We start from the raw sequence: 15,254 nt of genomic DNA, 5'->3' as shown, positions 1-15,254 counted from the left end.
TGTTAGCATCGGCGCATTCGCAGGGGCGGCGGTGGCCGGGGGGCCATATCTCGCTCGTACTCACGTGTCAGGTCGAGCCGACCCCGTGGGGTCCCTGCCTCATTCCCTGGGGAGGGACCTCACTTTGGCTCGTACGAGCAATGCCCGGCTGCGCGGCACCCGCCGTCCCCGCGCCGCTCTCGTTCTGGCGCTGGCGACGCTGTCCACCGTGACCGCGACAGGACTCACCGCCCCTCCGGCGCTCGCCGACCCGGCCTCGGACGTGACCGTCCTGCCGGCCGCCCCGCGCTTCTCGCCACGCGCGACCTCGATCCTCAACGCGGGGGAGACCGGCTACCTGTTGGCCCAGGAGGGCGACGTCCGCCTCCAGTGGATCGACTACGCCACCGGCAAGGCCACCCCGCTCGCCGTCACGCTGCCCGAGGCGCCGCGCTACGACTACGAGAGCGGCTACTGGGACTGGTACCAGAACCTGCCCATCGGCGGCGGGGGCCACTGGGGCGACGGCTCCGACACGGTCGCCATTCACTCCGCCACGCCCGCCCCGCACGTGACGCTCCAGAAGGGCGCCGGTGCGGTCTTCGCCGACATCGCGCTCCCCGAGGGGCAGACGTATGTCGGCACCCACGGCGACACGGTGCTGACCCGTACCGGCGAGGCGGACGCACCCACCGGCTACCACCTGCTGCGCTCCGAGGGCGGCACGGTGACGGACACGCCGGTCACCGGCATCCCTGAGGGCGCCGTCCTCGGCGGCGTGGAGGACGCCGACGCCACGTCGCTCGTCCTCCGGTACAAGGACTCCACCGAGGGGTGGGGACGCTGGGCCCTCGTGGACCTGTCGGACGGGGTGGCCGAGCCGCTCCCGGACCTCCCGGAGGACTCCTGGGAGGTGAACGGCTTCCGACTGGGCGCCGGAACGATCCTGCGGCTGCGCACCGGGCGGCACAAGGTCGACGTCCTCGACCGGAAGGCGCCGGGCACCGTGCTCCGCACCGTCGAGGTCGGCTCCGTCTCGTCCGACGCGACCTTCTTCGCCGTAGGCACCGACCTGTTCGCTGCCCAGGGGCTGGGAGCCCAGAACAACGAGTACCGGGGCTCCGCCCTGTGGCGCGTGGAGGACGACGAGGGATCGATCCAGCCCGTCCTCCAGCACGCGGACGAGCAGGTCGTCCTCGCGCCCGACGGAACCGCCCTGGTCGCCGGCGCGAAGAGCGCCGAGCCGCAGGGGGACATCGACTGGGCCGTGCACCGGATCGCCCCGGCTGCCGACGGCGGCGTGGAGGTGAGCCGCCTCGCCACCGTGGCGCCCATGCCCGCCCGGATCTACGGCCTCTCCCTCGGCAGCGGCATCCTCACCACGGCCGAGAACAGCACCTACTTCCAGCCGGGCGACTACTACGGCGTCTACCGCAGCACCTGGCTGAGCTCCGCAGGGCAGCCGCAGCCGCTCCGCACCACCGTGGACGACCTGATGAGCGGCGACGACGGGGACTGCCACACGGCCACCGAGCGCTGCGCCGTCCTGTGGGCGAGCGGCGACGGCTTCCACGGGCGGCGGGACGCCACGTACCGGGACGCCACCATGCTGTACGAGAACGGCGCGAGCACCTGGGGCCCGCGGGTCACCACGGGCATGAGCAGCCCCGAACTGACGGGTCTGTCCGGCCGGTTCGGCCTGGTCGCGAGCGCCACCACGGTGGAGCGCTCCGACCCGTACGTCGTCGAGTTCCGCAAGCCCGACGGCGGCGCCGTCCTCGAACGGCGGACCGACGCCGTGGCCGCGCTGTGGGGCTCCACCCTGTGGAGCGTCGCCAAGGACAGCAAGACCGTCACCTCGAAGACCCTGCCCTCCGGCGCCGCCGGCGAGTCCTTCACCACCCGCAACCAGTGCGTGCCCACCCAGCTCCAGGCCGCCGGCCGCTGGGTGTACTGGTCCTGCGACGAGACCGACTACGGCTACGGCTCCGGAGCGGGCTCGGGCGTCTACGACCGTCAGACCAGGCGGACCATGGACCTGCCGGGCCGCAACCTCCGCAACGTGCTGCTCGGCGACGGGTACCTCGTCCAGCAGGACCCGGAGGCGGGCCTGCGCCTCTACGACCTGCACGCCGGGCTCCCCGACTCCGGTGCCGCCGCCGACGTGCCGCAGCGGACCCTGGTGAGCGCCGCCGACCTCGGTTCCGACCCGAAGGCCCGCTGGGACTGGACGGTGGACCGCTTCGGCGGGCACGTCGCCTACGCGGGCGACGACCAGCGGGTCCGAATCGTCCGCACCGGCGTCCCCGCGCCCGCCGTCTCCGTCATCGACTCCACGGTCACGGGCACCGCGCTCGACCTGGCTGGTTCCTCCCCGCGCTGGGCCGGCACCTGGTGGACCTCCAAGCCCACCGGCGCCTGGCAGCTCACGGTGACGGAGAAGACCACCGGCACCGTCGTCCGCACCGTCTCGGGCGCGGAGGCCCGGGGCCGGATCGAGGCCGCCTGGGACGGGAGGAACGTCTCCGGCCAGGCCGCCCGGAACGGCTCGTACACCTGGGCCCTCACCGCGAAGCCCGCCGACGGCGTCGGCGCCGACCTGTCGGTGAAGGGCTCCCTCACCGTCTCCGGCGGCGCGCCCGCGGCGGCGACCCCGCCCGCCCGTGACTTCAGCGGTGACGGCAAGGGCGATCTCCTCGCGCTGACCCCGGCCGGTGCGCTGACCGTGCGCACGGGGTCGGGGGCCGGTGGGCTCGGGAGCGGGGCGTCGGCGACCGGGTGGGCGGCGACATCGACGGTCGTGCCGTTCGGGGACCTGTCGGGCGACGGGTGCAACGACCTGCTCGTGCGGAGCTCGGCCGGTGTGCTGACGCGTCACGACGGGGGCTGCGGGACCGCCTTCGCGCCGAACGGGCGGAAGACCACCATCGGTTCGGGCTGGCAGATCTACAACGCCCTGGCCGCTCCCGGTGATCTGACGGGCGACGGCCGGACGGACCTCCTCGCACGGACCCCTGCCGGTGAGCTGTGGGTGTACGCCGACGACGGTGCGGGGAAGTTCAAGGGCCGGGTGAAGGCCGGCACCGGCTGGCAGATCTACAACTCGCTCGTCGGCGTCGGGGATCTGAACGGCGACAAGGCCGGCGATCTGCTGGCCCGCGACACGGCCGGTGTGCTGTGGCGGTACTACGGGACCGCCAAGGGCACGCTGGGCGGCCGGGTGAAGGTCGGCGGCGGCTGGCAGGGCTACGACGCGCTCGCGGCCGTCGGTGACATCACCGGCGACGGCAGGGCGGACCTGGTGGCCCGGGACACGGCCGGCGTCCTGTGGCGTTACAACGGCACCGGCGCGGGCGCGTTCGCCGCACGGGTGAAGATCGGCGGCGGCTGGCAGATGTACAAGACGCTGTCCTGACGTGTGACGCGTGGTCCGGGGCCCGTACGGCAGTTGCAGCCGTACGGGCCCCGGCTTGTTGAACGGGTTCGAATCGGGCTGCCCGGTGCGGTCGCTGCTGTTACTGTCGGCCTGTTGACACGGGTGGGGAGCGTCGGCCAGGGGGCCCGGCGCAGTGGACTTCCGCCCTGTTTCCTCATCTTTCAGGTTTCCCGGGGAGGGACCCTTCTTGGCACGCTCTTCACGCGCGCGTGACCGCCGCGCGCGTACGGCCGTCCTGGCCGCCGCACTCGTCGCCTCGGTGATCGGCGCGACGCCGGCCACCGCCGCACCGACCGCCGTTCCGGGGGCCGCGTCCGCCGCCGCACCGACCGCCGTTCCGGGGGCCGAGCCCGCCGCCGTCGCGCCCGGCGACCAGCTCGACATCACGCCCAACTGGCGGACCGTGCCCCGGCACGCGACGGTGAGCGCCGTCAGCGCCGACGGTTACGCCCACGAGACCGAGGACTCCGACGAGCACTTCGGCGGCGAGCGCCACTGGACCGACTTCGCGACCGGCGCGACCGTCTCCCTCGGGTACGGATCCGGCAACCCGTCCTTCGCCGAGGCCGGTGTCGGCGGGCGGTACGCGTACGTCGAGCGCGGCGCCGGCAACTCCTCCCTCCGCGACCTCGCGACCGGCACCGAGCAGCCGCTGACGCTGCCGCGCGACGCGAGCTACCGGGGTCTGCTCGGCGACACCCTGCTCTTCCAGCAGTACGAGTCCGAGGAGTCGTCGCAGACGACCACCGGCTACTACCTGCGGCGCGCCGGGGACGCGACGGGGACCAAGATCCCCGTGACCGGTTTCCCCGAGGGCGCCGACCTGCACATGGCGCGGCTCGTGGCGGGCGACGACACCGCGGCCGTGATCCGCTTCGGCCGGTCCGCCGACGCGTACGACCTCACCGACCTCGGCGTCGTCGACCTGCGGACCGGGCGGATGACGGTGATCGAGGCGCCGACCTCCGCCGGGGCGAGCATCCTCGTCGCGCCGGTGGCCCTGAGCGCCGACCGGATCGCCTGGGTCGACCGGAACCGCCAGGTGCACCTCCGGGAGCGGTCCGCCCTGAACGGCGCCGAGCGGACCTTCGCGCTGCCCGAGGGGCTGGGCACCGCCCGTATCGGCCTGGTCGGCGACTGGGTCCTCGCCGTCGGCGACGCCACCGGCACCGACGCCTCGCTCAAGCGGCCGCTGGTCGCGCTGGCCCCCGACGGGCGCTCGCAGACGCTCCTGCGGAGTGCCGAGCCGGAGATCAACCAGATCGTGGGCGGGGCCGGTGCGGCCGTCGTCGGCGGCACCTCGGCCACCGACTGGTCGCTCCTGAAGGTCATCCCGGGCAAGGGCGACGGGGCGCCCGCCCTGGAGAAGCTGCACCGTGTCGAGCCGCTGGCGACGGCCGTGCAGTCGCTCGCCCTCGGCGCGGGCCGGCTCTCCACCCTGGAGCAGGACGGCCGGACGGGCCGCGGCTTCTACACGCGGACGCTGCCGGTCGGCCCGCTGCACACCGGCCAGTCCGAGCCGGTCGCGGCCGGGTCCGAGGAGCGGCTGGAGAACACGACGCCGCTCTTCGACTCCGGTGACGGCCGCACGGTCCACCTGGCCCGCGGTACGTCCGGTACGGAGGTGGTGGGGCGGCGCTCCGCGAAGGAGACGACGCGGGCCGCCACGGGCAAGAACTCCGGCCGGCTGGCCGACGTCTCCGGCCGCTGGGCGGTCTTCCAGGGCGGGCGGCCGAGCATCCCCGGCGACCTCGTCGCGGGCGAGGAGACCCTCGTCGTGGATCTGGACGCGGCCCCGGGCAAGCCGTCCGTCGTCCGGACGCAGCCGCAGACGGCGGCCGCCCTGCGGGGCGACACGCTGTTCACCGGTACGGACACCGTCGGCCAGGTGGCCCGGACGGACCTGTCCACGGGCAAGGACCTCGGCACGGTCGCGACCGGTGCCTCCTGCCGGGCCACGGAGCTTCAGGTGGCGGGGCGTTGGCTGTACTGGTCCTGCGCCCAGTTCTCCGCCCAGGGCGTCGTCGACCTGCAGGAGGGCACGAAGATCCCGCTGCCCAGGGGCTCGTACAACGGTGGCCTGCTGGGCGACGGCTTCGTCGTGGACCAGGGCTCCGGCTCGTACCTCCGCCTGATCGACTTCCACACCGGCACCGCCGCCGCGCCCCGCACGCTGGTGGACTCCGCCCCCGTCCAGGGCGCGCGCCGGGAGGCGTGGACCGTGGACCGCTTCGGCGGCGCCGTGGCGTACAAGGACAGCCAGAACCTCGTCCACGCGGTGTGGACCGGAGTCCGTACCTCCGACCTGACGGCCCTCTCGACCGACGCCCCGGCGAGTGCGCGGGCGACGGACGGCTGGACGGCGGCCTGGTCGCTGTCGAAGCCGGCGTCGTACTGGCAGGTGACGCTGCGCCGGAAGGTGAACGGCGCGGTGGTCCGCACGTGGGACGGCGACGAGACGCGCGGCCGGATCGCGGTCCGCTGGGACGGCAAGGACGCCGCGGGCCGGCTCGTCACCGACGGCACGTTCACCTGGACGCTGACCGCCAACACGGCCGACGGCGAGGGCAGCGACCTGCTGGCCTCGGACACGGTCTCCGTGACCGGCGGCAGGGTCCTGGGGTGGCGGGACATGGCCGGGGACGACGGTTTCGGTGATCTGCTGGTGATGGATTCCGCAGGTCTGGTGTCGCTGTACAAGGGCAACGGCGCGGGTGGTCTGGCCGCGCGGACCAACGGCACGGGCGGCAGGTTCCCGACGACGGCGCTCCTGGTGCCGGCCGGCGACATGACCGGTGACGGCTGCAACGACGTGTACGCGCGGGTCGGCGACGAGCTGCGTGGATACGAGCCCGGCTGCGGCCGGATCGTCTCGGACCACTCGCCGTACACGCTCGTGGGCAGGGGCTGGGGACAGTACGACGCGCTGACGTCGCCCGGTGACGTGAACGGCGACGGCCGGGTCGACCTGATCGCCCGCCAGAAGTCGACCGGAGACATGTACTTCTACCCGGGCACGGAGGAGAGCCGCCTGGGCGCGCGGGTGAAGATCGGCACGAACTGGAAGCTGTACGCGAAGATCGCGGGCGCCGGCGACCTCAACGGCGACGGGCGCGGCGACCTGCTCGGGGTGGACGCGTCGGGCGTGCTGTGGCGGTACTACGGCACCGCGGCGGGTGGCGTGACGGCCCGGGTGAAGGTCGGGGCAGGCTGGGGCGGGTACACCTCCCTGGTCGGTGTCGGTGACCTCACGGGCGACGGACGCGCGGAACTGATCGCCCGCGACACGGCCGGCAAGCTCTGGCGCTACACCAACCTGGGCAACGGCCAGTACGCGGGCCGCGCCGTGATCGGCACCGGCGGCTGGTCCGCCTTCAAGGCCCTCTACTGACCCCCTCCGTGGGGCCCACCCGACAACCGGGCCGGGCCCCACGGAGACAGGGCCGTGTCGGATACCCGATCGGCTCGGGGGATCGATACGGCTATGCTCGGGTGTGTTGTGCCGAGGGCCGTTAGCTCAATTGGCAGAGCAGCGGACTTTTAATCCGTTGGTTGTGGGTTCGAGTCCCACACGGCCTACCACTCGGCCCCAGGTCAGAGCCTCTCTGGTCTGGGGCCAAAGTCGTTTCAGTCCGGTTGAAGATTGTTAGCTCAGCCGATGCTCAGCCGAAGTGGCAACGATCATGCTGGCAACGGTGTCGGTGGTCACCGCTCGTCCGGCGTTGGCAGGACGCGGAGCCCCTGGACGAGTAAGCCCCGGCCGGGGACGGACCGGCCGGGGCTGTTCAGGGCGTTAGGCGCGGGCGTGGACCAGGAGCGTGTCGATCTTGCGGGGGCCGGGGGGTGCGGGCAGAACCTCCGCTGAAGCGTCGGTGAACCCGTACTTGCCGAGGATCTCGACCCATCGGTCGGCCTCGTAGTCCCAGCGCTTCACCACGAGGGGGTCTTCCTCCTCGGACCGGTTGATGTACGAGGCCTGGCAGCCGTAGCAACCCTCGATGGCCGGCCGGTGGGAGAACGCGAACACGCCTCCTGGGCGGAGCCGTCCGCGGACGGTCGGCAGCAGCTTCTCCGGGTCCGTGAACCAGGCTGCGCCGAACACGGAGAAGACTGCGTCGAGCTTCTCGTCGGTCTCGCCGAGGAAGGCGACGGCCTCGACCTGGCGGAGCTCGACACCGGGCAGTGCGCCCCAGCGTTCCTGCGCGCCGGCCAGCTGTGCCGGAGAGACGTCCAGGCCGATGGCGCGGTGGCCGAGCGTGGCGAGGTGGGCGAGGTTGCCGCCCTTGCCGCAGCCGAGTTCGAGGACGACCGAGGCAGGGGCCAGGTCGAGGACCTCGGCGCCCGGACCGTGGTCGGGGTACTGGGTCCAGTTGAACCAGGTGGTCTCGCCTGCCGCGTTGGTGGGGCGGCGGTCGGGCTTCTGCTGTGCGTAGGTGTTCCAGGCTGCCGTGTCGACCATGGGTTCGCTCTCGCTCATAGGGCCAGCCGTCCGGCGCGCGCCGGACGGCTGGAGTGTTGCATGTGGCGCGGCTACTGCTTCTTGGGGCTGTCGTGGCACCCCTGATGGCACTGGCCGCATTCGTTTCCGGCGTGCAGCCAGAGGTCCTGGTCGACCACGTACCCGGCCGCGGTGATGGCGGCGAGAGTCCGCTCATGCGCGGCGGCGGGGCCGCCGGGAACCGTCTCGCCCTCGTCGGTCGGGATGTGGTGGATGAACCGGCCGGCGACGCGCTGGCAGAACTCGGCGTAGTCGACGGTGTGGAGGATCCATGTGTGCCAGCCGATGTCCACGAGCTCGCTGGGGACCAGGCTCTGTCCCGGCTTGCGGGCGCCGGCGGCGAGGAAGGCGGCGGTCTGGCCTACGATCCGACGCGCGGTCGGTGTGTCGATCTCGGGGTGGTCCTTGGTGATGCGGGTGGCGAGCCGCTCACGCAGCTCGGGCTCGACGAGCGTGGCCGGGTCGGTGGTGCCCACGGGACGCTCTAACGCGATGGTCATCTGCTCTCCTGGTGGGATGTGCCTTCCGCTGCGGCAGGACGGCCGGAGCGGTCGTGCCCTGCCCGTGGTCACGGGCAGGAGTTCAGGGGGTGACGTCGACGGCGATGGCGGCGAGGATGCCGAGGACGATCAGGCAGTAGATCGTCTGCCGCTGCCACTCGGTCACCGGGCGAGCCGCGGGACGCGGAGCCGGTCCGGACCCGGCAGGAGCTGCTGACGGCGGCCGCACTCATCCGGGTTCCCGTGCCAGTACGCCGCGGCGTGCACGCCGCTGGCCGCGTCGTCGTTGCCGATCGGCCGGGCCTCGCCGACGATCGGCTGGCCGCACCACGCGCAGGTCTTCACGACTCGCTCCGCTCGGGCGCGGGAGCATTGTGGCGGGCGCAGGCACACGGCGGGTACACGAGGATGTTGTCCCTCGGCCGCTCCGGGTCGCCGGTCGGGACCGTGACGGGCCCGCTCACAGGCCACGTCTCCGCGGTACCGGGCCGCGCCCGATACACCCTCATCGTCATCACGGGACACCCCCGGCTCGGCGGCTGATCAGGAACTATGTCCATCGTGGCGAGCCGAAGGGGCGGGAACTCTCTCAGTTCAGAGAGAGTTCCGGGCGCTACATGCCGATCCAGTTGGCCATGCTGCCGAGCGTCTCCGGGGTCCGCCGGGAAAGATGGACCAGGCCGCGGATCGTCTCGCGCGCGCCGGGGTGGTAGCGCGTCTGCTCGGGCGCCGCGCGGCGGGCCGCGACGAGCGACTTCAGCGCGGCATCCGCCTTGCCGAGCTCCATCTCCGAGCGGGCCCGGTCGATGAGGAAGTGCGCTCGGCGACTCGTTGCCGTCGATGCTGCGGGCTTAATCCTTTTCGCCTGCTTCAGGGCCGCGTCGTACTGCCGCATCTCCACCGCAGCGCTCATCTTGTGCATGGCCACGTTCGTCGGCCCGAACGACAGCCAGTGCACATCAGTCGCCTCGCCCACACGGCCGGCGAGCGCGGTCGCCTCCTCGATGTGCGTGTCAACCACCGTGTCGACGCCCGCCCGTGCTGCGATCACAGACGCCCCGAGGTGCAGCTGACCAGCCACCGCCAGGGTCTCGCGCGTCGTCTCGGCCTGACCGAGGATGCCGTGCCCGGAGCCGATGAGCCTGCGGCCGATGGAGTACTCGCCCTCGCGGAAGTAGACCAGGGCGCGCATGTACTGGCGGACGGCAGCGAGGCAGGGGTCGGAGGCGCGTTGGGCAGCCCAGTCCATGCGGTCGAGGGCGACGGCGGAGAGGTCGTAGTAGCCGAGCTTGACGGAGATGTCGTGCGCGGTGCGGTACGTGGACGCAAGGGCCTGCCACAGAGCGGTGGTGGGCGTCTGCCACGCCAGGGTGGTGAGTTCGGTTACCACGTCGGGGAGGCTCGTCGCCGCGGCGTGGAGGCGGGTAGCGCGGACCTGCGCACACAGTTCGTCGGCGGCGGTGACGAGCTGGTCGGTGGTGCGGACGGTGAGCGCGGGGTCCGGGCCGAGGTCGTACAGGTCGAGGGACTCGCGGATGGGCCGGACGAGGTCGGCCAAGCGGTCTTGGTGAAGCTGGGTCATGTAGGGCTGTCCCGTCAGGGCGGTGACGTCGACCCGGAGCACGCGCGCGACAGCGGCAGTGAAGTCGGCGGACGCCGGGCGGGCGCCGCACTCCACCTGCGTCAGCCAGCTGTAGGAGTACGGGAGCCGTTCGGCTAACTCGCGCTGGCTCAGCCGGGCAAGGCGCCGCTGCTCCTTGATGCGCGTTCCGGTGTGGTCGTCGTCGGAGGAGGGCATACTGGTCTCCGTTCCTGACTCGTCATCCGGAACGGTACCCGCGCACAACCACGGGTGTGCCTCTTCCGCCCTCGACTCCACCCGGAGCGGGGGCGGTTGCATGTGATCGGATAGGCCCATGAGCACTCTGTACCTGTTCAGCTCGGCGGCCCCGCCCGTGTTCGACATCGCCCGCGTCGTTGAGGACGCGCAGGCCGACGGCTGGGACGTCTGCCTCGGCCTCACCCCGACCGCCGCCCGATGGCTGGCCGATTCCCTCGACGGCCTCGCGGCACTCACCGGACATCCCGTGCGCTGGGACTACAAGCTGCCAGGTGAACCCGACGTGTGGCCGAAGGCGGACGCGATCCTCGTGGCGCCGGCCACCTTCAACACTGTGAACGCGTGGGCGCTCGGGCTGACGGACAAGTTCATCGTCGGGGTGGTCGCGGAGGGCATCGGGAAGGCGATTCCGACGGTGGCGATGCCGTGCGTGAACGCGGCTTACGTGCAGCACCCGCAGTTCGAACAGTCCGTGGAGACGCTGCGCGCCGCCGGGGTGACGGTGCTGTACGGCGAGGGCGGGTTCGTGCCGAACCAGCCCGGCCAGGGAAACCCGGCGACGTACCCGTGGCGGGCTGCGCTCGACTCGTTGAACGGGCTCGGATCGGCCGACTGACCCCGGACACGACGAAACCGCCCCCTCCGCCCGAAGAAGACGAAGGGGGCAGGGGGTACCGCACGTGCCTTGTTAGTCCTCGTCGTCGCCGGCTGGCGGAAGGTCGGGTTCGAGGAACAGCCCCTGGTACTGCGGGGCGGGCTGCCAGCCGGAGGCGTCTGCGCCAGTGGCCGCCTCGTTGTAGGCAGGGCGTGCCAGCAGTGTCTTCTCAGGCACTCGTACTCCAGTTCTTACACGTCGATGTGATCGAGGAAGGGACGTGCCCTTACGGGGATCGGTCGCGGGGCCGGCGGCTCCATGCCAGCCTGGCGGATGTGTCCGACGAGGCTGTGGCGGTCGGTGACGAGCCAGCTGATCGCTGCGCCCTGCCCGCTGATCTGATCCTGCTGGCTGGCGGCGTCTGCCTTCAGCCCATCGATCTGTTGCTGGAGGCTATCGCGGATGACGGTGAAGTCATCGCGTTTTTCCTGCCGGGGTGTCCTGCGTGCGGCTCGGGCTGCCCAGACGCCGCAGACGCCGGTAACCGCTGACACGCCGATTGAGGCCCAATTCTCAGGACGCATACGGAGGCTCCGCTCTCTTGGGCCGAGGCGGTTCGCGCCATCCGGCGACGACCGGTCTCGACGTCGCCGGCGTGAGATCCGCGCCAGGTTCGTGCCGCGGGCGACGCCGACCGTGCCGGCGTACCAGTCCGCGCCGTGGCTCCGTTGGTTGTGGGTGCGAGTCCCACACGGCCTACGTGTAGCGGAAGCGCCTCGACCGGTTGTCGCCGGTCGAGGCGCTTCGTCGTTTTCGGGCGAGTGCGTGAGCGTGGGGTCGCGCCGTTCGGTCAGGGGGTCACGATCGGGAAGCCGGGGTCGGGCTTCGTCACGTAGGAGAAGAGGCGGGCGAGGAGGGCCGGGTCTCCGGTCGTCGCGATGCCGTCGAGGCTCCCGCCCGCGAGGACGCCCAGGAGCTGTGGCCTGGTGAGGGTGAGGGTCAGCCCGGCCGGGGTGCGGGGGGTGGAGACGGCGCGGTGGGTGAGGGCCCCGTTGTGGAGGGTGAGGCGGTGGTGGCGCCGTTCGTCGGTGAGGACCAGGTCGATCGTGAGGTCCTCGTCCCAGGCCCGGGGGCCGTCGATCCGGATGGCGACCGAGTCCAGGAGCATGTCGGTGGTCAGTGCCGCCGTCATCTCCGGGTTGGTGGCGTCGAGCAGAGCGGTGTTCTCGCCGTGGCGCAGTTCCATGGCCGAGGTGAGGTAGAAGTTGCGCCAGGGTCCGTTCTCGGCGCCGTGGCCGAGCCGGTCGTAGACGTCGGCGAGGGTCTGCTTGGCGTCCGTGTCGCCGGGGTCGGCGAAGACGAGGTGGTTGAGCAGGGTGGCGGCGAAGCGGAGGTCGCCGGAGTCGGCGTAGCCCCGGGCCTTGGCCAGCGTCTGCTCGGGGCCGCCCATCGCGTCCACGTACCGCTTGGCGATCTCCACCGGAGGGTGCTCCCAGAGGTGGGCCGCGTTGCCGTCGAACCAGCCCAGGTAACGCTGGTAGATCGCCTTGGTGTTGTGGCTGAGCGAGCCGTAGTAGCCGCGCGCGTGCCAGGAGTTCTCCAGGGCCGGCGGCAGCCTCATCTCCTCGGCGATCTCCGGGCCGGTGAGGCCGTCGTTGAGCATGCGCAGGGTCTGGTCGTGCAGGTACGCGTACAGGTCGCGCTGCTCGGAGAGGTACGTCACGACGTCGTCGTGGCCCCAGGTGGGCCAGTGGTGCGAGGCGAAGGCGACGTCGTAGCGCCCGTCGAAGAGGTCGATGGCCTCGTCGAGGTAGCGGGACCAGATGTGCGCGTCGCGCACGACGGCGCCCCGCAGGGTCAGGACGTTGTGCATGTTGTGCGTGGCGTTCTCGGCCAGGCACAGCGCCCGCCGGTCCGGGAAGAGGAAGTTCATCTCGGCCGGCGCCTCCGTGCCGGGCGTCAGCTGGAAGACGATCCGTACCCCGTCGACCGTCTCCTCCTGCCCCGTCTCCGTGATGTCGACGGTCGGCGGGACGAGCGTGATGGTGCCGGTGGAGGTGGTCATGCCCAGGCCGGCGCCGATCTGGCCGTCGGGTGCCTTGGGCAGCCGGTCGCCGTACATGAAGACCGCCCGGCGGGTCATGGCGTTGCCGGCGTAGACGTTCTCGCTGACGGCGTGTTTCAGGAACCCCACGGGGGCCAGGACCGGCACGCCCTCCTCGGTGCCGCGCGGCAGTACGCCGCGGGCGCCGCCGAAGTGGTCGCCGTGCGAGTGGGTGTAGATCAGGCCGGTGACCGGGCGGTCGCCGCGGTGCTCCCGGTAGAGCGCGAGCGCGGCGGCGGCGGTCTCGGCGGAGATGAGCGGGTCGATGACGATCACGCCGTGCTCGCCCTCGACGACCGTCATGTTCGACAGGTCCAGGCCCCGCACCTGGTAGATGCCCTCGGTGACCTCGTACAGCCCCTGCTTCGAGGCGAGCTGCGCCTGCCGCCACAGACTCGGGTTCGCGGTGTCGGGGCACTCGGCCTTGAGGAACTCGTAGGCGTCGTTGTCCCATACGGTGCGGCCCTCGGCGTCCTTGACGACGGCGGGCGCGAGCGAGGCGATGAACCCGCGGTCGGCGTTCTCGAAGTCGCGGGTGTCCTCGAAGGGGAGGGCGGCCATCTCTCGCTCCGTTCCACGGGTTCGACGCCTGCGTCCGGACGCCCGGCGCGGGACATGGCCTCATCTCAGCACCGCACCCACTTGGGCGCATTTCGGGATGCTCTATGACATTCGGGGTCCCTGAGGGGACCCCGAATGTCCCCTCAGCCCTCCAGCCCCGGTACGCCCAGCGTCTCCAGGCGCTCCGGGTCCGCGATGATCTGGATCTCCACGATGCGGTCGTCCACGATCGTGAAGCCCATGAGCCCGCCCAGCCGGCCGCCGTCCACGAACGACACGATGCCCGGGGCGCCGTTGACCAGGACGTTCCGGTACTCGCGGCGGTAGGGGGCGAACGTGAGCGCCTGCCTGACGACCGCCTCGGCGCCGCGGATCAGCTTCGACAGCGCGGGGACCTTGCCGCCGTCGGCCCGCAGGACCACGTCCGGGTCGAGGACCGCGAGCAGCCCCTCGAAGTCGCCCGCCTTGGACGCCGCCATGAAGGCGTCGACGACCTGGCGCTGCCGGGTGAGGTCGGGCGCCGGGGCGGGCGCCGCGCTCTGGACGCGGCGGCGGGCCCGGCTGGCGAGCTGGCGCGTCGCCGCCGGGGTGCGGTCCACGATCGGGGCGATCTCGTCGAAGGAGACCGCGAACATGTCGTGCAGGACGAAGGCGAGCCGCTCGGCCGGCCCCAGCGTCTCCAGGACCACGAGCAGCGCCAGGCCCACCGAGTCGGTGAGCAGCGCCTCCTCCTCCGGGTCGCGCGTGGCGCCCTCCGGGCCCCGGACCAGCGGATCGGGGACGTAGTACTCCAGCGGGTCCTCCCGGCGGGAGGACCGCGAGCGCAGCATGTCGAGGCAGAGCCGGCCGACGACCGTCGTCAGCCAGCCGCTGAGGTTTTGCACCTCGCTGATGTCGGAGCGGCTGAGCTTGAGCCACGCCTCCTGGACGGCGTCCTCGGCCTCGCTCAGCGACCCGAGCATCCGGTAGGCGACCGCCTTGAGGTGGGTGCGGTCGGCCTGGAAGCGCTCGGCCAGGAGGTCCTTCTCGTCCATCGGTGTCTCCCTCGTTGATGCCGTCATCGAGATGACGGACCGCACGGGCGGAACGTGACAGGTCCGCCGCCCGGAACCGTCCGTTGCGTGAGATCTCCTGCCGTCCCCCGCCGAACGCCAGGATTTCCCCGGCTGATCGGTCGCACTGCCGGGGATTGCCACTTCAGCGCCGTGATCTTCGACCGTAGATTTTCACGCATGACGACAACCGCGCAGGTCAACGCCGTACTTCGCACCCCGCCCGCCTCTCCCGAGGCAGCGGCCGCCTACTTCTCCGCCAGCCTCGCCTTCCACGCCGACGTCTCCGACGTCGCGAGCGCCGTCGCCGCCGGAGGCGACCTCGGCTTCGTGGTCGTCGACTCCCGCTCCACCGCGTCCTGGGACCAGGGTCACGTCCCCGGCGCCGTCCACCTGCCGACCGCGCTCATCGCCGAGCAGGCCGAGCAGCTGCTCGACAGGTCCGTGCCGGTGGTCACGTACTGCTGGGGTCCCGGTTGCAACGGTGCGACGCGCGCCGCGCTCGCCCTGGCCCAGCTGGGCTACCAGGTGAAGGAGATGCTCGGCGGCTTCGAGTACTGGGTCCGCGAGGGCTTCCCGTACGAGACGTGGGAGGGCCCCGAGAAGAAGGACGCGGACCCGCTGACGGCGCCGGTCGACGCCGAGGACTGCGGCTGCTGAGCCGGTGCCGGGAATGCGATTAGGGGATC

12 protein-coding genes and 1 tRNA gene are annotated in these 15,254 nt (G+C 71.9%); 5 read left to right on the top strand and 8 right to left on the bottom strand.

Features of this window, described 5'->3' with window-relative positions; all coding sequences use genetic code 11:
* Positions 1-124 precede the first annotated feature (124 nt).
* From M5362_RS29130 to M5362_RS29120, 3 genes are all read left to right on the top strand, one after another.
* Complete coding sequence (locus M5362_RS29130) at positions 125-3,394, top strand: FG-GAP-like repeat-containing protein (RefSeq protein WP_260230802.1); 3,270 nt, start codon at positions 125-127, stop codon at positions 3,392-3,394.
* 208 nt (positions 3,395-3,602) lie between these two features.
* Positions 3,603-6,806 carry an FG-GAP-like repeat-containing protein gene (locus M5362_RS29125; RefSeq protein WP_260230801.1) on the top strand — a complete coding sequence of 1,068 codons (3,204 nt, stop codon included), beginning with the start codon at positions 3,603-3,605 and terminating at the stop codon, positions 6,804-6,806.
* 115 nt (positions 6,807-6,921) lie between these two features.
* Positions 6,922-6,997: transfer RNA gene (locus M5362_RS29120), tRNA-Lys, on the top strand.
* A gap of 211 nt (positions 6,998-7,208) precedes the next feature.
* Here the strand turns inward: M5362_RS29120 and M5362_RS29115 are convergent.
* From M5362_RS29115 to M5362_RS29100, 4 genes are all read right to left on the bottom strand, one after another.
* Positions 7,209-7,892: a class I SAM-dependent methyltransferase gene (locus tag M5362_RS29115; RefSeq protein ID WP_308354919.1), complete on the bottom strand. Its 684-nt coding sequence runs from the start codon at positions 7,890-7,892 to the stop codon at positions 7,209-7,211.
* Positions 7,893-7,945: 53 nt separating this feature from the next.
* Positions 7,946-8,413: a hypothetical protein gene (locus M5362_RS29110; RefSeq protein WP_260230800.1), complete on the bottom strand. Its 468-nt coding sequence runs from the start codon at positions 8,411-8,413 to the stop codon at positions 7,946-7,948.
* Positions 8,414-8,575: 162 nt separating this feature from the next.
* Complete coding sequence (locus M5362_RS29105) at positions 8,576-8,758, bottom strand: hypothetical protein (protein WP_260230799.1); 183 nt, start codon at positions 8,756-8,758, stop codon at positions 8,576-8,578.
* 268 nt (positions 8,759-9,026) lie between these two features.
* A complete protein-coding gene (locus tag M5362_RS29100) occupies positions 9,027-10,211 on the bottom strand; it encodes a helix-turn-helix domain-containing protein (protein ID WP_260230798.1) in 1,185 nt (394 codons plus the stop codon).
* A gap of 118 nt (positions 10,212-10,329) precedes the next feature.
* Here M5362_RS29100 and M5362_RS29095 point away from each other — a divergent pair, with 118 nt between their 5' ends.
* Positions 10,330-10,869, top strand: coding sequence for a flavoprotein (locus M5362_RS29095; RefSeq protein ID WP_260230797.1), 540 nt, complete (start codon positions 10,330-10,332; stop codon positions 10,867-10,869).
* A gap of 72 nt (positions 10,870-10,941) precedes the next feature.
* On the opposite strand, the gene M5362_RS29090 is transcribed toward M5362_RS29095, so the two are convergent.
* The 4 genes from M5362_RS29090 to sigJ all read right to left on the bottom strand — a co-directional run bounded on the left by M5362_RS29090 (position 10,942) and on the right by sigJ (position 14,547).
* Complete coding sequence (locus M5362_RS29090; protein WP_260230796.1) at positions 10,942-11,085, bottom strand: hypothetical protein; 144 nt, start codon at positions 11,083-11,085, stop codon at positions 10,942-10,944.
* A 14-nt stretch (positions 11,086-11,099) separates the two neighbouring features.
* On the bottom strand, positions 11,100-11,432 hold the full coding sequence (locus tag M5362_RS29085; RefSeq protein ID WP_260230795.1) for a hypothetical protein: 333 nt from the start codon (positions 11,430-11,432) through the stop codon (positions 11,100-11,102).
* Between the two features lie 266 nt (positions 11,433-11,698).
* The gene (locus tag M5362_RS29080; RefSeq protein ID WP_260230794.1) at positions 11,699-13,513 is read right to left on the bottom strand and encodes an alkyl/aryl-sulfatase; all 1,815 of its coding nucleotides are present in this window, start codon (positions 13,511-13,513) and stop codon (positions 11,699-11,701) included.
* A 143-nt stretch (positions 13,514-13,656) separates the two neighbouring features.
* On the bottom strand, positions 13,657-14,547 hold the full coding sequence (gene sigJ, locus M5362_RS29075) for an RNA polymerase sigma factor SigJ (RefSeq protein ID WP_260230792.1): 891 nt from the start codon (positions 14,545-14,547) through the stop codon (positions 13,657-13,659).
* A 198-nt stretch (positions 14,548-14,745) separates the two neighbouring features.
* Between sigJ and M5362_RS29070 the strand changes: the two genes are divergently transcribed.
* Positions 14,746-15,225, top strand: a complete 480-nt coding sequence (locus M5362_RS29070; protein ID WP_260230791.1) for a rhodanese-like domain-containing protein — start codon at positions 14,746-14,748, stop codon at positions 15,223-15,225.
* Positions 15,226-15,254 lie beyond the last annotated feature (29 nt).

It is taken from the genome of Streptomyces sp. Je 1-79 (assembly GCF_025195125.1).
Lineage (GTDB): Bacteria > Actinomycetota > Actinomycetes > Streptomycetales > Streptomycetaceae > Streptomyces.
This window is presented reverse-complemented; position numbering and strand designations above follow the sequence as displayed.